This is a genomic window from Nocardia puris, assembly GCF_003315035.1.
Lineage (GTDB): Bacteria > Actinomycetota > Actinomycetes > Mycobacteriales > Mycobacteriaceae > Nocardia > Nocardia puris.
Genome location: NZ_QNRE01000005.1, coordinates 238,431 through 256,428 on the forward strand (window position 1 = coordinate 238,431; position 17,998 = coordinate 256,428).

Genomic DNA, 17,998 nt, shown 5'->3' on the forward strand with positions numbered 1-17,998 from the left:
TGGCATGCGGATCCCAGCGGCGCTCGTCATCGGAGTGGCGGTCGTGGGTGTAGTGACGGCGTGCGGTTCCAGCGGTGACGGTAGTTCGGGTGACGTCCCGCTGCGCCCGCCGCCCAAGGTCGCGACGCTGGGCCCGTTCGTGGGGGAGTGCGGCAACGTGACCGATGACGAAGTGCGCGAAATCGCGGGCCTGCAACAACTTACGACGGTGTTCAAGAACTCGGTCGGCTGCAACTACCAGTCCGGCGGGCTGGTGTCGCCGAGCGTGACCTTCGCCTCCTATCGCGGCAGCCCCATCGAGCGCGAGCGCGCCTGGGTGGCCAGCGTGGGTCGCGAACCGGACAAGATCGAGGTCAGCGGCCACTCCGGATTCATGGCACTGTCCCCGGGCGGGCAGGTGTGCGATCTGGCCGTGCAGTTGGAGGACGACTTCTTCGAATGGTCGATGTCGTACGGGATCTACGAGCCCACCGGCAACGCCTGCGACAAGATGCGCAGGCTGGCCGAACTCACGGTGGAGCGACTCGGATGAGCGGGCTGCGCGCGCGACGCGCGGCGCTGGCCGCGGCGATGCTGGCGCTGGCCGCCACGGCGGCGGGCTGCGGGCAGACGATCGAGGGCTCGGCCTACCCGGTCGGCGGCAGCCAGCCGGTGAACACCAATTTCGACAAGCTGCTGCGCGAATGCGAGGTGGTGGAGCCGGCCCAGATCGGCAAGGCCGTCGGCGACGCGCGCGACGTGCAGGGCTCGTTCAACGGCGCGATCTGCATGTGGGACGTGTCGGATGCGCCGGGCGGGCTGGCGATGGTCACGCTCAACTGGTACGAGATCGGCTCGCTGAGCAACGAGAAGATCACCAACGACAAGCTCGGCTACACCTCGGAGAGCATCCAGGTGCAGGGCAGGCGCGCGCTGCAGACGCGCCGTCCCGACGACCCCGACTCGTGCGGTGTGAGTGCCAGCGCGGCCGACACCGGCGTCATCGGCTGGTGGATCAACTACCGCGCGGGCTCGTCACATCCCGACCCCTGCGTCGGCGCCAAACAACTGGTCGAGTTGACCTTGAATCTGGCCAGGTGAGCGGCCCTTCCGCACCGGGGCGCACCCGGGTCGGAGGACCCCGCTTTGACCCTGCCTGAGCGTCGCGAGTATCGTGGATCGCTGTGCCCGGAAGCTTGCGGGCAAGTTCGTGTGCGGGACGTAGGCCAGCGAGAGCGGCCGACACCTCCGGCATGCCCGGAACCAGGGTTCCGTCCGGCGCGCGACACGCCCGACCTCGGGACGCGAGAAACGTGGTTGGACGTGCGAGTGAATGCTCGATGAACGGCGGTGCGAGCGCCGGAACCGACAGGCGCGAGCCTGCGAGACCGTGCCCGGATCCGCGCGTACGCCCGCCAATTGAACACAGACACGAAGTCCAGACACCGCGTATCAACAAGGAAAGCCGGTCTATGCCAACCATCAACCAGCTGGTCCGCAAGGGTCGCCGCGACAAGGTCGCCAAGACCAAGACCGCGGCCCTCAAGGGGAGCCCGCAGCGTCGTGGCGTGTGCACCCGCGTGTACACCACGACCCCGAAGAAGCCGAACTCCGCGCTGCGCAAGGTCGCGCGTGTTCGCCTGACCAGTGCGGTCGAGGTCACGGCGTACATCCCCGGTGAAGGCCACAACCTGCAGGAGCACTCGATGGTGCTCGTCCGCGGCGGTCGTGTGAAGGACCTCCCCGGCGTTCGCTACAAGATCATCCGCGGCTCGCTCGACACCCAGGGTGTCAAGAACCGCAAGCAGGCCCGCAGCCGCTACGGCGCCAAGAAGGAGAAGAGCTGATATGCCGCGCAAGGGCCCCGCTCCCAAGCGTCCGTTGATCAACGACCCGGTCTACGGGTCGCCGCTGGTCACCCAGCTGGTCAACAAGATCCTGCTGGACGGCAAGAAGTCGACCGCCGAGCGCATCGTCTACGGTGCCCTCGAGCAGGCGCGCGAGAAGACCGGCACCGACCCGGTCGTCACCCTCAAGCGCGCCCTCGACAACGTCAAGCCGTCGCTCGAGGTGAAGCCCCGCCGCGTCGGTGGCGCCACCTACCAGGTGCCGGTCGAGGTCCGTCCGGGCCGCGCCAACACCCTCGCGCTGCGCTGGCTGGTGAACTTCTCCCGCGCGCGTCGTGAGAAGACCATGGTCGAGCGGCTCGCCAACGAGCTGCTGGACGCGAGCAACGGTCTGGGCGCTTCGGTGAAGCGTCGCGAGGACACCCACAAGATGGCCGAGTCGAACCGGGCGTTCGCGCACTACCGCTGGTGATCGCCGCCCGGCCCGTCGCTGGTGTCGGCGCCGGAAGGCTCACGGCGTGAGAGGTCAAGCCCGGAGGCGGCAGCCGGTCGTCACCACGGAGGGCTCCGATCACGCCAAGTCGCAGCAGTGTCGGAGGGCACTTCGGTGCCCTTTCCGGCGTTGACATAGTGATGACCCGACAGGGTCCGACCCGAAGATCCCAACTAGCTACGAGCGGGGAAGATTTCCGTGGCACAGGACGTGCTCACCGACCTCAACAAGGTCCGCAACATCGGCATCATGGCCCACATCGATGCCGGTAAGACCACCACCACCGAACGCATCCTCTTCTACACGGGTGTCAACTACAAGATCGGTGAGACGCACGACGGCGCGTCGACCACCGACTGGATGGAGCAGGAGCAGGAGCGCGGCATCACCATCACCTCCGCCGCGGTGACCTGCTTCTGGAACCAGAACCAGATCAACATCATCGACACCCCCGGCCACGTGGACTTCACCGTCGAGGTGGAGCGTTCGCTGCGCGTGCTCGACGGCGCCGTCGCCGTGTTCGACGGCAAGGAAGGCGTCGAGCCGCAGTCCGAGCAGGTGTGGCGCCAGGCCGACAAGTACGACGTCCCGCGCATCTGTTTCGTCAACAAGATGGACAAGCTGGGCGCGGACTTCTACTTCACCGTGCAGACCATCAAGGACCGCCTCGGCGCCAAGCCGCTGGTCATCCAGCTGCCGATCGGCGCGGAGGACACCTTCGAGGGCATCGTCGACCTGGTCGAGATGAACGCCAAGGTGTGGACGGGCGAGACCAAGCTCGGTGAGAAGTACGAAGTCAAGGAGATCCCGGCCGACCTCGCGGAGAAGGCCGAGCAGTACCGCCAGGAGCTGCTCGAGACCGTCGCGGAGTCCGACGAGGCGCTGCTGGAGAAGTTCTTCGGCGGCGAGGAGCTCACGATCGACGAGATCAAGGGCGCCATCCGCAAGCTGACCGTCACCTCCGAGCTCTACCCGGTGCTGTGCGGCTCGGCGTTCAAGAACAAGGGCGTGCAGCCCATGCTGGACGCCGTCGTCGATTACCTGCCCTCCCCGCTGGACGTGGAGAGCGTGCAGGGCCACGTCCCCGGCAAGGAGGACGAGGTCATCACCCGCAAGCCGAGCGCGACCGAGCCGTTCGCGGCGCTGGCGTTCAAGATCGCGGTGCACCCCTTCTTCGGCAAGCTGACCTACGTGCGCGTGTACTCGGGCAAGGTCGACTCCGGCGCCCAGGTCATCAACGCGACCAAGGGCAAGAAAGAGCGTCTGGGCAAGCTGTTCCAGATGCACGCCAACAAGGAGAACCCGGTTCCCGAGGTGACCGCGGGCCACATCTACGCGGTGATCGGCCTCAAGGACACCACCACCGGCGACACCCTGTGCGATCCGCAGAACCAGATCGTGCTCGAGTCCATGACCTTCCCGGACCCGGTCATCGAGGTCTCCATCGAGCCCAAGACCAAGTCCGACCAGGAGAAGCTGGGCACCGCCATCCAGAAGCTCGCCGAGGAGGACCCCACCTTCTCCGTGAAGCTGGACGCCGAGACCGGCCAGACCGTCATCGGCGGCATGGGCGAGCTGCACCTGGACATCCTCGTGGACCGCATGAAGCGCGAATTCAAGGTCGAGGCCAACGTCGGTAAGCCGCAGGTCGCCTACCGTGAGACCATCACGCGGCCGGTCGAGAAGCTCGAGTACACCCACAAGAAGCAGACGGGTGGCTCCGGCCAGTTCGCGAAGGTGATCATCGGCCTCGAGCCCTTCGTCGGCGAGGACGGCGCGCACTACGAGTTCGAGAACAAGGTCACCGGTGGCCGTGTGCCGAAGGAGTACATCCCTTCGGTCGACGCGGGCGCGCAGGACGCCATGCAGTACGGTGTGCTCGCCGGTTACCCGCTGGTCAACCTGAAGGTCACGCTGCTCGACGGCGCCTACCACGACGTGGACTCGTCGGAAATGGCGTTCAAGATCGCGGGTGCGCAGGCCCTGAAGGAAGCGGCCCGTAAGGCCGGTCCGGTGATCCTCGAGCCGCTGATGGCGGTCGAGGTCATCACGCCCGAGGACTACATGGGCGATGTGATCGGCGACCTCAACTCCCGCCGTGGCCAGATCCAGGCCATGGAGGAACGCAGTGGTGCCCGTGTCGTCAAGGCGCTGGTTCCGCTCTCGGAGATGTTCGGCTACATCGGTGACCTGCGGTCGAAGACCCAGGGCCGGGCGAACTACTCCATGGTGTTCGATTCGTACGCGGAGGTTCCGGCCAACGTGTCGAAGGAGATCATCGCCAAGGCGACCGGCGAGTAGTCCCTCCGGGGCGAGTGGCACACTTGCCCCGGAACTCACCGGGAGTCTGCAAGACCCCGAATTCCCGCACTCGCGGGGATGACCCCCGCACTGCTGCAACTGCAGGAACCAACACAGTCCAGGAGGACCCAAAGTGGCGAAGGCGAAGTTCGAGCGGACGAAGCCCCACGTCAACATCGGCACCATCGGTCACGTCGACCACGGCAAGACCACGCTGACCGCGGCGATCACCAAGGTGCTGGCTGACAAGTACCCGGATCTGAACGCGGCCTTCGCGTTCGACCAGATCGACAAGGCGCCGGAAGAGAAGGCGCGTGGCATCACGATCAACATCTCGCACGTCGAGTACCAGACCGAGAAGCGCCACTACGCTCACGTCGACGCCCCGGGCCACGCTGACTACATCAAGAACATGATCACCGGCGCGGCGCAGATGGACGGCGCCATCCTCGTGGTCGCCGCCACCGACGGCCCGATGCCGCAGACCCGTGAGCACGTGCTGCTCGCCCGCCAGGTCGGCGTGCCCTACATCCTGGTCGCGCTGAACAAGGCCGACATGGTCGACGACGAGGAGATCCTCGAGCTCGTCGAGATGGAGGTCCGCGAGCTGCTGGCCGCGCAGGAGTTCGACGAGGAAGCCCCCGTCGTGCGCGTGTCCGGCCTGAAGGCGCTCGAGGGCGACGAGAAGTGGGTCAAGTCCGTCGAGGAACTGATGGACGCCGTCGACGAGTCCATCCCGGACCCGGTGCGTGAGACCGACAAGCCGTTCCTCATGCCGATCGAGGACGTGTTCACCATCACCGGTCGTGGCACCGTCGTCACCGGTCGTATCGAGCGCGGCATCATCAACGTGAACGAGGAAGTGGAGATCACCGGCATCCGCCCGGAGACCACCAAGACCACGGTCACCGGCATCGAGATGTTCCGCAAGCTGCTCGACAACGGCCAGGCGGGCGACAACGTCGGCCTGCTGATCCGTGGCATCAAGCGCGAGGACGTGGAGCGCGGCCAGGTCGTCATCAAGCCGGGCACCACCACCCCGCACACCGAGTTCGAGGGCCAGGCGTACATCCTGTCGAAGGACGAGGGCGGCCGCCACACCCCGTTCTTCAACAACTACCGCCCGCAGTTCTACTTCCGTACCACCGACGTGACCGGCGTCGTGACCCTCCCCGAGGGCACCGAGATGGTCATGCCGGGCGACAACACCGAGATGAGCGTCAAGCTCATCCAGCCGGTCGCCATGGACGAGGGCCTGCGCTTCGCGATCCGCGAGGGTGGCCGCACCGTCGGCGCCGGCCGCGTCACCAAGATCATCAAGTGATTCCCTGAATCACCGATCTCCTTGCGGCGCCGCTCCTTCCGAGGAGCGGCGCCGTTCGGCGTTTTTTGGGGGGGAGGGCTGCGAAAAGCGAACGCTGATCACGGCATCCGAGATGTAGGTTGGAGCGATGAGCGCCGCCGATGCTGTGCGTGAGGTCCCGCCGGGTGCGGCGCATTGGGTGTCGCTCCTGCCGCCCGAGGACCTGAACGAATTTCTGGCGGAGCTGATCGCGGTCGTGCGCGGCGGCGTCGCACCGGAGGCCCAGTCGACTCTGTTGACCCAGTGGCGGCACACGGCCGAGATCTACGCTGATCCCGCACTATTGGCTGCCCTGACACGCGAACCCGAAGGCGATCTCGGCCCGGTTCCTTACCCTGATCGCTGACAAGCATCTCTTGGGCCAGACGAAGGGCGCCGCGAAGATGCGAGCAGAAGTTCCAATCGCCGAAGTATGCTTGTTTCGTGTCCAGGATTACCTTCGATCCCAACCAGTGCGGTGGTCGGCCGTGCATCCGCGGGATGCGGATCAGGGTGAAAGATGTGCTCGAGTTGTTGGCGGCGGGGGACACCGAGGACGACATCCTCGCTGACTACCCGTACCTCGAACGCGAAGACATCCGAGCCGCATTGGCGTTCGCAGCCGCAGAATCGGATCATCCGATCTTGCGGACCGCGTCGTGAATTTCCTGGTCGACGCTCAGCTACCACCCGCCTTGGCACGAATGCTCGTGGAATCGGGGTACGAGGCGGTTCATGTGTGCGATATCGGGATGACTTCGGCCCCCGACCTGGATGTCTGGGAAGTGGCGTTGCAGCGCAACGCTGCGATCGTCTCCAAGGACGAGGATTTCGTGTTGATCGGACAAGCGCGAAGCGACCTGCCGGCGCCCGCCGTGGTCTGGATCAGGATCGGAAACTGCTCGCGCAAAGCGTTGCTCGACGCGGTCCGCTCGGTTCTGCCGCTGATCGTGGACATGCTCGTCGCGGGCGAGAAGGTTGTCGAAGTGCGCTGAACTCAGCGGGCGGTGCGGTAGGTCGCTCGTTCTTCCGGGGTGAGGTGTTCGGTGGCGTAGCTGAGTGCGGTGCGGCTCATGGTGGGGGCGTGGGTGTCGAGGAAGGTGGTGAGGGTGGGGCGGGAGACGCGTTTGCCGACCTCGCGGAGCATCCAGCCGACGGCCTTCTGGATGAGGTCGTGGCGGTCGGGGAGCAGTTGTTCGGCGAGGGCGAGGGTGGTGGAGGGGTCGCCGGCCTTGAGGAAGGCGAAGGTGGTGAGGACGGCGACGCGGCGCTCCCACAGGTCGTCGGAGGCGGCGAGTTCGAAGAGCAGGTCGCGGGGGCGGTCCAGCAGCCAGGGGCCGAGGATGTGCTCGGCGGAGGTGTCGACCAGGTCCCAGTTGTTCACGCGGCCCCGGCGCACGGCGGCCAGGTAGAGCTGGACCATGTCCTCCTGTGCGGCCACGTCGAGCGTGCGCGGTTTCGACGCCTTGGCGAACCGGGCGTTGAGAATCAGCAGCGCCGCCAGTCGCTCCTCGTGCACCGGACTGTCGAGCAATGTGTCGATCTCGGAAAGCGGAAGGGCCGCAAAGCGTTTCGCGATCGCCCGCGTGACGGGTACGCGCACACCCGCGAACACGTCCCCCTCGCCGTACTCGCCCGGCCCGGTCTTGAAGAACCGCTGGAGGTGCACCGCGTCGGCCGGATCACCCGCCTCCTGAACAGCTGCCCGCACCTGCACCGCCGTCGGCTCGCCCACCACGCACCTCCGCTCTCGACGAACTCCGCCCATTCAACACCCGCCACCCGACAGAACCCGGGGCGACGAGCCTGGAACCCTCAGAGCTCCGCGCCGAGCAGCCGCCCGGATTCATACGCGGCGGCGCTCGCGGGCAGCGCGCCCGGCCGCCCGCTGGCGAGGACGCGGACCACACCGTTCCCGGTGGTCGGCCGCCCGAGCGCGTCCATCCGCCGCAGCGTCTGGGCGGCGACGGCCTGGGCGCTGTCGAACAGCCGCACACCGACCGGCAGCGCCGCCACGATGGCATCGGTGACCAGCGGATAGTGGGTGCAGCCCAGCACCACGCCGGTCACGTCGCCGGGGGTCTGCTCGGCCGCCCGCGCGATCGCGTCGGAGGCGGCGGGCAGATCGCCGCGGTCGATGGCGTCGGCTAGCCCGTGGCACGCGACGCCGGTGACCTTCGCGTCGCCGGCGAACTTCGCGATCAGATCGGCCTGGTAGCGGCTGGACGTCGTCGCCGCCGTCGCCCACACCGCGATCGAATCACACACCGCCGCAGCGGGTTTGATGGCGGGCACGGTGCCGATCACCGGCACGTCGGGCCCCACTTCGGCGCGGACCTGTTCGAGCGCGGTCACGCTGGCCGTGTTGCAGGGGAGCACGATGACCTCGGCGCCCGACGCGATGGACGTGCGCGCCGCGCCGACCACCCGCTCGATCGTCCACCGCTCGGGTTTGGGCCCCCACGGCGCGCCCTCGGGATCGAGTTGCAGCAGCAGATCCACATCCGGCCGCAGCTTGCGCAGCCAGGCGGCCGTTGGCAGCAGCCCCAGCCCCGAATCGATGAGCGCGACGATCACCCGACCACCGTATTACACGCCCGTCCGGCGCTTCGGCCCCGCTCAGGTGGGCGCGAGCAGCTCCGCCACCGGCACGCCCGCGGCGATCTTGGCGCGGGCCTTCATCACCTGGGCGGTCATGCCCGCGCCGACCACGCCGGTGAGCACGCCGTCGTGGGCATAGTAGGCGAGGAACTTGCGGCCGTCGTCGGCGACGACGCGCACCTCGTCGGTGGCGGTGGGAGTGCCGAGCGCCTGGATCTTCACGTCGTACTGGTCGCTCCAGAAGTAGGGCACCCGCGCCGCGGTGGGCGGTTCCGCGCCCAGCAGCGCGCAGGCCAGCAGTTTCGCCTGCTCACCCGCGTTGGTCCAGTGCTCGACGCGTTTGCGTTCGCCGGTGTCGTGCCGCCAGGCGGCCACGTCGCCCACGGCCCACACCCGGTCGGCGGAGGTGCGGCCCACCTCGTCGGCCAGCACGCCGCCGCCGTCGGCGGGCTCGGCCAGCGCGATACCGGAGTCGGCCAGCCATTCGGTGGCGGGGCGAGACCCGACACCGATCACCACGAGATCGGCCGGCTCCTCCGTGCCGTCGGAGAGCACTGCCCCGCGCACGCGCCCCGCGTCGTCGGCGAGGAAGCTGTCCAGCCCCGTCCCGCAGCGCAGGTCCACGCCTTCGGCGCGGTGCATCCGCGCGACGAGTTCGCCGACCTGTTCGCCGAGCACCGAGGCCAACGGGGTGGGCTGCGGTTCGATCAGCACCACGTCCACGCCGGTCGCGCGGAAGCTGGCGGCCAGCTCGCATCCGATGAATCCCGCACCGACGACGAGAGCCTTTCGCGCACCAGCCAATTCGTCCCGCAGCGCGGTGGCGTCGGCGTGGCCGCGCAGCACGTGCACGCCGCGCAGATCGGGTAGACCCGGCAGGCGGCGCGGGCGCAGGCCGGTCGCGATGACGAGGTGGCTGTAGTCGAGCGTGCTGCCGTCGCCGAGGGCGAGCCGCCGCGCGCCGGTGTCGACGGCGACCGCCTGCGCGCCGAGGCGCAGGTCGATGTTCTTCTCCTCGAAGAATTCCGCGGGCCGCAGGGTGGTGTCGTCGGTCTCGCCGCGCACGAACTGCTTGGACAGCGGCGGGCGGTCGTAGGGGAGGCGGGACTCGTCGCCGAGCAGCACGAGTCCGCCGTCGTAACCGCCGCGGCGCAGCTCCTCGGCGGTGCGCAGGCCGGCCAGTCCGGCACCCACGATGACGATCGGCGCGGCCATGGGCGCTCCCTTCCTCGGTGAACTCGCCCCTCACCCTAGCGTCTGCTTGGTTGACCAAGGGTGTGTCCGGCGTCACTTCAGTACTGCAGCGCAATCGTATCCGTACCGATATTGATCGGGCGGTCAATCAGGACTACAACGAGGTTAGGAGACACCATCCGAGCCCTAGGAGGCACACCATGTTCACCGAGAGCCGCGCGCAAGATCTGCTCGCCGTCATCCTCGGCGTCTTCACCGCTCTGTCCCCCCTCTGGGTGGACACCAGCGATCGCGCCATGTGGACGCTCATCGTCCTCGGCGTGGCCATCGCCCTCACCGGCCTGGCGCAGATGGCCCGTCCCACCATGGCCATGGCCGACTACGCCATGGGCCTGTTCGGTGCGCTGCTGTTCATTTCGCCGTGGGCGATGGACTTCACCGCGTACCGGGGTGCATCCTGGACCGCATGGGTCGTCGGTGTGGTCACCGTGGTCGTCGCCGTCGCGGCACTGCCCGCCGTATCGGGACGTATGCACCGCGCGGCACCGCATCACTGATCGCCGCACGTGCGCATCCTGACCCGGTTCCACCACGGACGGCAGTGAGGACGCACCACTGATGCACAGGGCCGAGCCCGGCCGTCGCCAGCGGCGGCCGGACCAGCGGGAGAGCACCGGGCGCCGCCGCAGCGCGAAGGTCGACGGCGACGCCCGGCAGCTGATTCTCGACGCCGCCGAAAGCCTGTTCGCGGCACAGGGATTCGACGCCACCGCGACCGCCGCCATCGCCGCGGCGGCCGGCGTGCCCAAGGGCTTGGTCTTCTACTACTTCCCCACCAAGGATTCGATCCTCTCCGCGCTCATGGCCGAGCGCGTGCCCGCCACGCCGATCGACGACATCGGCACCGTCATCGCCCCGGGCGACCCGGCCACCAGCCTGGTCAACCTGGACGCCGCGCTGAATCTGCGCGACCACCACTCCTCGGTGCTGCGGGTGATCATGTGGCGCGAGGCCGACACCCACCCCGACGTGCGCCGCCAGCTGCGCCACCTGCGCGATCAGCTGCTCGACGTCACCGCCCGCGTGTTGCAGGCCAGCGCGCCCGCGCCCGTGCGCCCCGGCACCGTGCGCGCGTGCGCGGCGGCCTGGGTGTCGGCGATGTTCGCCATCGCCAGCACCGACCGCCTGCACGCCCTCGACGGCGTGCCGCTGCCCACCGCCGAGGAAGTGCTCGGCGTCGCCCGGGTGGTGGCGGCCGGAATGACGCAGCTGGGTTGAGTCAGGAGAGCAGGAAGGCCGTCACGTCCGGCGTGAAGTACGGATGGTTGACCGCGCCCGTGTGCGAGGCGCCCGGATAGATGACCAGGCGCGAGTCGGGGATACCGTCGGCGGTGCGGCGGAAGATCTCGGTGGTGTAGAAGCCGTCGTTCTCGCCGCCGACGATCAGGGTGGGAACCGTGATGTCGCCGAGGCGGCCGGACAGATCGAATCCGTCCTCGGCGCGCACGAACGCGAGCGTGTCGGCCGGATTCGCCGGGCGTACAAAGGGATCCACCAGCCAGAACCCGGCGGCCGCCAGCTTCGCCACCACCGGCGACTTGAACCCGGCCGAAGCCATGTGGTGCAGCGCCCGCTTGCCTTCCGCGGCGGCCGTCGCGTACTTCATCTGCGACGATTTGGCCGGCTCCTCCAAGCGATACGCCGAGGCGGCCACCACCAGCTTGCGCACCACCTCGGGATGATCCGCCGCGAGTTGCAACGCGACGGACCCGCCGGAGGAGATCCCGAGCACGTCCACGGGCTCGCCGAATTCCGCGTGCAACGCCTCGGCGTGCTGGGTCGCGATATCCGCCATCGTGGTGCCCTCGGGCATCCCGGGCGCGCGGGTCACCGCGTAGATCCGGAACACCCGCGCCAACCCCGCCAGCGCCTTGACTTCCGAATTCCGCATCCACCCTTTCGGATTCGCGTGATCGGGGGTGAACCACCGCAGGAACACCAGCGGCCGCCCTTCGCCGAACGCGTAGTACGGCATCCCGTGCTCCAGCGTCCCTTCGGTCACCACCAGATCCCGCACACCGGCCGACCTCGCCATCACAACCTCCCGATTCACCATCACCGTCGCCGAGAACGTAACCCACCGACGGGCTGCGCGCGATAACTGCGGAGGTCATGGCGAGTGCCCGCGCCACCGGGAGGGTGGCGCGGGCACCGGCCGGTCAGCGACGGGCGTCGCCGGCACCACCCCGGCCCGGGACCTCGGCGTAGGTGTCGAACGCCATCGTGTAGGTGGCCCGGCCCTTCGTCCGCGAGCGCAGATCGCCGATGTAGCCGAACATCTCGGCCAGCGGGACCGACGCGTCGACCACGCGGGCGCCCGCCCGCTCGGTGATCGCGCGGACCCGGCCGCGCCTGCCGTTGAGGTCGGCGATCACGTCGCCGAGGTGCTCCTCGGGCGTGACGATCTCGACCGACATCACCGGCTCCAGCAGCGCGGGCCGCCCCAGCTCGAGCGCGCGGCGCACCGCCCCGGCGGCGGCCGTGCGGAACGTGAGCTCGCTCGAATCCCGCACGTGCGCGGCGCCGTCCAGCAGTTCGACGCGCACGCCGACCACCTGGTGCCCGGCCAGCACACCGTCGGACAGCGCGTCCTGCGCGCCCGCGTCGACGGCGGGCACGAATTCCTTCGGCACCCGGCCGCCGACCACCCGGCTGGCGAACTCGTAGGTCGCGCCGTCCTCGGCCGCGAACGGCCGCACCGCGAGCACCACCTTCGCGAACTGGCCGTGCCCGCCCACCTGCTTGCGGTGGGTGAACTCGACCCGTTCCACGGCGGCGGTGATCGTCTCCCGGTACGCCACGCGCGGCGCGCCCGCGTTCGCCGACACCCCGAACTCGCGGCGCATCCGGTCGACGTACAGGTCGAGTTGCAGCTCGCCCATGCCGCCGAGGACCGTCTGCCCGGTCTCCGGGTCGACGCGCACCGCGAACGTCGGGTCCTCCTCGGCGATCCGCGCGATGGCCAGCGCCAGCTTGTCCCGGTCGGCCGCGGTGCGCGGTTCGACCGACACCTCCAGCACCGGGTCGGGGAAGGTCACCGGCTCCAGCACGATCTGGTGGTGCGGATCGCACAGGGTGTGGCCGGTGGTGGTGTCCTTCAGCCCGATCACAGCGCAGATGTCGCCGGCGAGCGCCTCGGTGACCGGCAGCTCGCGGTCGGAGTGCATGCGGAACAGCTTGCCGATCCGCTCCTTTCGTCCGGTTGTCGAATTCAGCACGGCCGCACCGGGTTCCAGTCGCCCGGAGTAGACGCGCAGGTAGGTGAGGCGCCCGAAGTACGGGTGGGCCGCGACCTTGAACGCCAGCGCGGCGAACGGCGCGTCGACGCTCGGGTCCCGGCTCTCGAGCGCGAACTCCGCGCCGGGCCGGTGCCCGACCGCCGGGCCCACGTCCACCGGAGCGGGCAGGTACTCGACCACCGCGTCGAGCAGCGGCTGCACGCCCACGTTGCGGAACGCCGAACCGCACAGCACGGGGTGCAGGCGTGCGTCCAGCGTCGCGCGGCGAATGGCCGCGGTGAGCCGGTCGATCGTCGGCTCGACGCCGTCGAGGTAGCGTTCCATCAGCTCGTCGTCGGTGTCGGCGACGGCCTCCACCAACAGCGTGCGGTACCGAGCGGACAAGTCGCGCAAGGCTTCCGGGATCGCGACGGTTTCGTAGCGGGTACCCGAGGCGGTGTCGCCGCGCCACACCTTCGCGTTCATCGCGATCAGGTCGACGACGCCCTCGAAGGTGTCCTCCGCGCCGATCGGCAGCTGAATCACCAACGGCCGCACCCGGAGTCGCTCCTCGGTGGACCGGACAGCGGCGAAGAAGTCCGCGCCGAGCTTGTCCATCTTGTTCACGAAGCACAGGCGCGGCACGCCGTACCGGTCGGCTTGGCGCCAGACCTGTTCCGACTGCGGCTCGACACCCTCTTTGGCGTCGAAAACCGCCACCGCGCCGTCCAATACGCGCAGCGAACGTTCCACCTCGGCCGTGAAATCCACGTGGCCGGGCGTATCGAGGATGTTCACGCGATACCCGCGCCACGCGCAGCTGGTGGCCGCCGCCGCGATGGTGATGCCGTGCTCGCGCTCCTGCTCGGTGCGGTCCATGACCGTGGTGCCGTCGTGCACCTCGCCGAGCTTGTGGGTCACGCCGGTGTAGAACAGGATGCGCTCGGTGAGCGTGGTCTTGCCCGCGTCGATATGCGCGGTGATGCCGATATTGCGCAAGCGGGTGCGGTCGATGCGTGTCTCGCGAGTCATGGGAATTCCCCGGTCCGTCAACTGGATTCGTCGTCTGTCGCGACGCTCGCCTGGTTGTTGCGTTCCGGGGACGGCACGAGCATCGTGTCGCGCGGAGCCTGCAGGCGCCCGCGGGGGACACGCTGCCGATCTACCTCCGCGCTCGCGGAAATGCCGTAATCATGGGGAATTGTCTACCCGCCGGGGCGGACGTTTGTCGACCGAATTTCGCGGACCTCAGAACTGGATGCGGAGTTTGTCGGTCACCGGCCGGGCCTGGCAACCCAGAATGTAGCCGTTCTCGATGTCCTCGGGGTCGAGGATTTCGGCGTTCTCCATCTCGACCTTGCCCTCGAGGACGGTGCAGGCGCAGGAGCCGCACTCGCCTTCCTGGCAGGAGTAGGGGACGTCGATGCCCTTGGCGAGCATGATGTCGACCAGGGTTTGTTTACGGGGCCAGGACAATTCGTGGATCTCGCCGTCGAGTTCGACCTCGACGGTGGCGGCGTCGGCGGCCTCCTCCTCGCTCACCTCGACCGGGGCCTGGTCGGCGAAGGGGTCTCCGGCAAGCGAATTGAAGACTTCGGCGTGGGTGCGGGTGCGCGGGACGTCGAGTTGGGCCAGCGCGTCGTGCACGCGGTCCATGAAGGGCTTCGGGCCGCACATGAACGCCTCGTACTCGGTGTAGGGCGCGACGAGCGCGGCCAGCGAGTCGGCGGTGGGCAGGCCCTGGAGGGGTTCGAGCCAGTGGATCACGCTGAGCCGCTGGGGATTCTTGTCGACGAGCTCGCGCAGCTCGGCGGCGAAGATGACGCCGTCGGCGTCGCGGTTGGCGTACACCAGCACGATGCGCCCGGTGCCGCGCGCCAGCGCCGACTTCAGGATCGACATGACCGGCGTGATGCCGCTGCCCGCGCCGAACAGCAGCAGGTTCTCGTCGAGGTTCTTGGGCGTGAAAACGCCGGAGGGCGGCAGGAGTTCGAGCTCGTCACCTGCTTTGACGTTGTCGCACAACCAGTTCGAGCCGTAGCCGCCCTCGGTGCGCTTGACCGTGACCTTGGGCAGGTCGTCGGTGTGCGGCGAGCTGGCCAGCGAGTAGCAGCGGGCCACCGATCCGGTGAGTTCGCTGGGAATGCGCAGGGTGAGGAATTGGCCCGGTTTGTAGTCGAACTTCTCGCGCAGGTCGTCGGGTACCTCGAACACCAGGGAGCAGGCGTCGGCGGTCTCGGTGACGACCTCGGCGACGCGCAGCACGACCGACCGGGACCCGTGGGGTACCTCGACGGTGGCCGCGCCCGTGGTCGGCTGGCTGCGCTCGGTCATGTCGTCCTCTCGAACCCGGCGGCGCCGCCGGGGCGTGCGGGCGCCGGCGGCAAAACTAGAACGTGTTTCAGTTTCATCGTACGTCGCCACCCCGCTGCCGGACAAGCTGGGCTTCCAAGCCGGCGACGAGCACCTCCATGCCGAAGTCGTAGGTGTATTTCCCGCGCAGGTCGGGCATGTACTCGGTGGCCCGGCGCACCACCTCGGGCAGGGCGACGTCGGTCAGCGGCGAATGCTCGCGCGGATTCACCCGGCGGCGGCCGAACAGGTAGGTGTGGACGGTCGCGTAGCCGGAGAGCACATTGCGATCGGAGAAGCCGGCCTCGGCCAGGATCTCCATGATCGCGGCGATGAGGTCGAGCTGTTTGCCGAGCATCTGCTCGATGAGCACATCGCCCAATCCGGGATGCTTGCGCAGCTTCTCGTCGATCTGGTCGACCAGATCGCGCAACCGCTCCTGCCATGGACCCGATTCCGGCGGCGGGGTGCGCACGCCGGTGAGCGCGGCCGAGGCCACCAGATCGAGCAGTTCCCGCTTGTCGGCGACGTAGTAGTACGGCGCCATCGGGGAGACGCCGAGCTCACGGGACAGGCGCCGCATCGACAGCTTCTCCACGCCGTCCTCGCGCACCACGCGCAGCGCGGCCTCGACGATCTCGGACTCCGACAGGGTGTTGCCGCCCCCGCTCGTCTGCATTCGCCCCATGCCACCTCTACTGCCGCGGGCATCTGCCGCCCGTCACGTCCTGTTCAGCTGCTCCCTCGGAGTCTAGAGTGCCGCGCCCGGCGTCGTCGGCGGTGCGGTCAACCCGGTCACCGGGATCGGGTGTTCCTTTTTGTCACTCTATGACGCTAAAGTGTGTGACGCGCGCTACATGGGCGCGCCCAGCCCGCATCACTCGGAGGTTTGTCATGTCGCACCGGTTCCTCGCGCCCACCGACACCGACGAAGAGCTCGTCGAGGAGACCCTCATCGAAGAGGTGTCCATCGACGGCATGTGCGGCGTCTACTGACGCCGGGGGAGCGCACCGTGCTCGATCTCGATACCCGCTGGCAACTGCACCCGAGGGTGGCGCTGCGCCCCGAGCCGTTCGGCGCGCTGCTCTACCACTTCGGCACCCGCAAACTCTCGTTCCTGAAGAGCCCCAGGATCGTCGAGCTCGTCCGGTCGCTCCCGGAGCACGCTTCGGCGCGGGGCGCGCTGCGCGCGGCGGGGATCGCCGACGCGTCGGCCGACCCGTACGTCCGCGCGCTGGCGCAACTGGCCGAAGGTGAGATGATCATCGGCGCGCCCGGCCCCGTGCCGGACGCCGCGGGAGCCGAGCCCGCGAAGGCGCGGGCCGTCCGGCCGGATGCGGGGGTGGTCCCGCGGCCGGACGGCGCCGCGCCCACCGACCGCGCGGTGCGGCTGATCGACCGGTTCGAAACCGGTCTGGCCGCGCCGATCTGCCTCACCTGGGAACTCACCTACGCCTGCAATCTGTCCTGCGTGCACTGTCTTTCGTCGTCGGGTCGCCGCGACCCGCGCGAGCTGAGCACCGAACAGTGCAAGGCGCTGATCGACGAGTTCGAGCGGATGCAGATCTTCTACGTCAATATCGGCGGCGGCGAACCGACTGTGCGCCCGGACTTCTGGGAACTGGTCGACTACGCCACCGCCCACCACGTGGGAGTCAAGTTCTCCACCAACGGCGTTCGCATCACGCCGGAGGTGGCCGCCCGCCTGGCCGCGAGCGACTACGTGGACGTGCAGATCTCGCTGGACGGCGCGACCGCCGAGGTGAACGACGCGGTGCGCGGGCCGGGCTCCTACGACATGGCGATCCGCGCGCTGGAGAACCTGGCCGCGGCCGGCTTTCGCGACGCGAAACTCTCCGTCGTGGCGACCAGGCACAATATCGCCCAGCTCGACGAGTTCCGCGCCATCGCCGAAAGGTACGGCGCCACACTGCGGTTGACGCGGCTGCGGCCCTCGGGACGCGGCGCCGACGTGTGGGACGAGCTGCACCCCACCCCCGAGCAGCAGCGCGTGCTCTACGACTGGCTGCTGCGCAACGGGGAGGGCGTGCTGACCGGCGACTCGTTCTTCCACCTCTCCGCCTTCGGCCAGGCACTGCCCGGCCTCAACATGTGCGGCGCGGGCCGGGTGGTGTGCCTGGTGGACCCGGTGGGCGACGTGTACGCCTGCCCGTTCGCCATCCACGACCGCTTCCTGGCCGGAAACGTGGTGTCCGACAGCGGTTTCGAGCGGGTGTGGCGCGAGTCCGCGTTGTTCTCCGAGCTGCGCGCGCCCAGCGGCGGCGGCGCGTGCTCGGGCTGCGCGCACTACGACTCCTGCCGGGGCGGCTGCATGGCGGCGAAATTCTTCACCGGACTGCCCGCCGACGGCCCCGACCCGGAGTGCGTGCAGGGGTACGGCGAGGCGGCGCTGGCCGACACGGGGCGCACGATTCCGCGCTCCCCGGTGGATCACTCGCGGCGGGCGGCGCCGCGGCGCTCTGGTCCGCGCAAGTCGGGTCCGGTGCCGTTGACGCTGTCGGTGGGGCGGCCCTCGCGCGCGTGCGACGAGAGCCCGCTGGGATGACCGAGGTCCGGTTGCCGGCGGTGCGCTGCCGACCGGATCCCGGC

General features: G+C 68.8%; 20 protein-coding genes and 1 pseudogene. 14 read left to right on the forward strand and 7 right to left on the reverse strand.

The window, feature by feature from the left end; translation table 11 throughout:
• The first annotated feature begins 4 nt into the window (after positions 1 to 4).
• The 9 genes from DFR74_RS16980 (at position 5) to DFR74_RS17020 (ending at position 6,957) form a co-directional block, all read left to right on the forward strand.
• Complete coding sequence (locus DFR74_RS16980) at positions 5 to 532, forward strand: DUF3558 domain-containing protein (protein WP_067506326.1); 528 nt, start codon at positions 5 to 7, stop codon at positions 530 to 532.
• Entirely contained in the window at positions 529 to 1,080 is a 552-nt protein-coding gene (locus DFR74_RS16985; protein ID WP_084537439.1) for a DUF3558 domain-containing protein, read from the forward strand. The genes DFR74_RS16980 and DFR74_RS16985 overlap by 4 nt, the downstream gene beginning before the upstream one ends.
• 371 nt (positions 1,081 to 1,451) lie before the next feature.
• Entirely contained in the window at positions 1,452 to 1,826 is a 375-nt protein-coding gene (gene rpsL / locus DFR74_RS16990; protein WP_014353064.1) for a 30S ribosomal protein S12, read from the forward strand.
• Between the two features lies 1 nt (position 1,827).
• Complete coding sequence (rpsG, locus tag DFR74_RS16995; protein ID WP_014353063.1) at positions 1,828 to 2,298, forward strand: 30S ribosomal protein S7; 471 nt, start codon at positions 1,828 to 1,830, stop codon at positions 2,296 to 2,298.
• Positions 2,299 to 2,517: 219 nt separating this feature from the next.
• The gene (gene fusA / locus DFR74_RS17000; RefSeq protein WP_067506329.1) at positions 2,518 to 4,620 is read left to right on the forward strand and encodes an elongation factor G; all 2,103 of its coding nucleotides are present in this window, start codon (positions 2,518 to 2,520) and stop codon (positions 4,618 to 4,620) included.
• 133 nt (positions 4,621 to 4,753) lie between these two features.
• Positions 4,754 to 5,944 (forward strand): elongation factor Tu, encoded by a 1,191-nt coding sequence (tuf, locus tag DFR74_RS17005; protein ID WP_067506332.1) that lies wholly within the window; start codon positions 4,754 to 4,756, stop codon positions 5,942 to 5,944.
• Between the two features lie 127 nt (positions 5,945 to 6,071).
• The gene (locus DFR74_RS17010) at positions 6,072 to 6,329 is read left to right on the forward strand and encodes a hypothetical protein (protein ID WP_067506335.1); all 258 of its coding nucleotides are present in this window, start codon (positions 6,072 to 6,074) and stop codon (positions 6,327 to 6,329) included.
• A gap of 77 nt (positions 6,330 to 6,406) precedes the next feature.
• Entirely contained in the window at positions 6,407 to 6,625 is a 219-nt protein-coding gene (locus tag DFR74_RS17015; RefSeq protein WP_067506338.1) for a DUF433 domain-containing protein, read from the forward strand.
• Complete coding sequence (locus DFR74_RS17020; protein WP_067506341.1) at positions 6,622 to 6,957, forward strand: DUF5615 family PIN-like protein; 336 nt, start codon at positions 6,622 to 6,624, stop codon at positions 6,955 to 6,957. The genes DFR74_RS17015 and DFR74_RS17020 overlap by 4 nt, the downstream gene beginning before the upstream one ends.
• Before the next feature lie 2 nt (positions 6,958 to 6,959).
• On the opposite strand, the gene DFR74_RS17025 is transcribed toward DFR74_RS17020, so the two are convergent.
• Genes DFR74_RS17025 through DFR74_RS17035 form a run of 3 tightly spaced genes read right to left on the reverse strand, consistent with a single transcriptional unit; the run spans position 6,960 to position 9,778 of the window.
• Entirely contained in the window at positions 6,960 to 7,730 is a 771-nt protein-coding gene (locus DFR74_RS17025) for a DNA alkylation repair protein (protein ID WP_067506344.1), read from the reverse strand.
• 47 nt (positions 7,731 to 7,777) lie between these two features.
• Positions 7,778 to 8,539 (reverse strand): glutamate racemase, encoded by a 762-nt coding sequence (locus DFR74_RS17030; protein ID WP_067506347.1) that lies wholly within the window; start codon positions 8,537 to 8,539, stop codon positions 7,778 to 7,780.
• Positions 8,540 to 8,581: 42 nt separating this feature from the next.
• On the reverse strand, positions 8,582 to 9,778 hold the full coding sequence (locus DFR74_RS17035; RefSeq protein ID WP_067506350.1) for an NAD(P)/FAD-dependent oxidoreductase: 1,197 nt from the start codon (positions 9,776 to 9,778) through the stop codon (positions 8,582 to 8,584).
• A 179-nt stretch (positions 9,779 to 9,957) separates the two neighbouring features.
• On the opposite strand from DFR74_RS17035, the gene DFR74_RS17040 reads away from it, so the two are divergent.
• On the forward strand, positions 9,958 to 10,314 hold the full coding sequence (locus DFR74_RS17040; RefSeq protein WP_067506353.1) for an SPW repeat domain-containing protein: 357 nt from the start codon (positions 9,958 to 9,960) through the stop codon (positions 10,312 to 10,314).
• Positions 10,315 to 10,375: 61 nt separating this feature from the next.
• Positions 10,376 to 11,035, forward strand: a complete 660-nt coding sequence (locus DFR74_RS17045; RefSeq protein ID WP_067506356.1) for a TetR/AcrR family transcriptional regulator — start codon at positions 10,376 to 10,378, stop codon at positions 11,033 to 11,035.
• A 1-nt stretch (position 11,036) separates the two neighbouring features.
• Here the strand turns inward: DFR74_RS17045 and DFR74_RS17050 are convergent, their stop codons facing one another.
• The 4 genes from DFR74_RS17050 to mftR2 form a co-directional block, all read right to left on the reverse strand.
• Complete coding sequence (locus DFR74_RS17050; protein WP_067506455.1) at positions 11,037 to 11,852, reverse strand: alpha/beta fold hydrolase; 816 nt, start codon at positions 11,850 to 11,852, stop codon at positions 11,037 to 11,039.
• Between the two features lie 124 nt (positions 11,853 to 11,976).
• On the reverse strand, positions 11,977 to 14,067 hold the full coding sequence (gene fusA / locus DFR74_RS17055; protein WP_067506359.1) for an elongation factor G: 2,091 nt from the start codon (positions 14,065 to 14,067) through the stop codon (positions 11,977 to 11,979).
• Positions 14,068 to 14,283: 216 nt separating this feature from the next.
• Complete coding sequence (locus tag DFR74_RS17060) at positions 14,284 to 15,369, reverse strand: ferredoxin--NADP reductase (protein ID WP_067506362.1); 1,086 nt, start codon at positions 15,367 to 15,369, stop codon at positions 14,284 to 14,286.
• Positions 15,370 to 15,442: 73 nt separating this feature from the next.
• Positions 15,443 to 16,066 carry a mycofactocin system transcriptional regulator MftR2 gene (mftR2, locus tag DFR74_RS17065; RefSeq protein ID WP_084537440.1) on the reverse strand — a complete coding sequence of 208 codons (624 nt, stop codon included), beginning with the start codon at positions 16,064 to 16,066 and terminating at the stop codon, positions 15,443 to 15,445.
• Positions 16,067 to 16,281: 215 nt separating this feature from the next.
• On the opposite strand from mftR2, the gene mftA reads away from it, so the two are divergent.
• The 3 genes and pseudogenes from mftA (at position 16,282) to mftC (ending at position 17,954) form a co-directional block, all read left to right on the forward strand.
• Positions 16,282 to 16,383 (forward strand): mycofactocin precursor MftA, encoded by a 102-nt coding sequence (gene mftA, locus DFR74_RS36680; RefSeq protein WP_067506365.1) that lies wholly within the window; start codon positions 16,282 to 16,284, stop codon positions 16,381 to 16,383.
• A gap of 17 nt (positions 16,384 to 16,400) precedes the next feature.
• Positions 16,401 to 16,640: pseudogene (gene mftB / locus DFR74_RS37635) on the forward strand (mycofactocin biosynthesis chaperone MftB); the annotation flags it as partial.
• A 90-nt stretch (positions 16,641 to 16,730) separates the two neighbouring features.
• Positions 16,731 to 17,954 carry a mycofactocin radical SAM maturase gene (mftC, locus tag DFR74_RS17075; protein WP_067514417.1) on the forward strand — a complete coding sequence of 408 codons (1,224 nt, stop codon included), beginning with the start codon at positions 16,731 to 16,733 and terminating at the stop codon, positions 17,952 to 17,954.
• Positions 17,955 to 17,998: the final 44 nt, after the last annotated feature.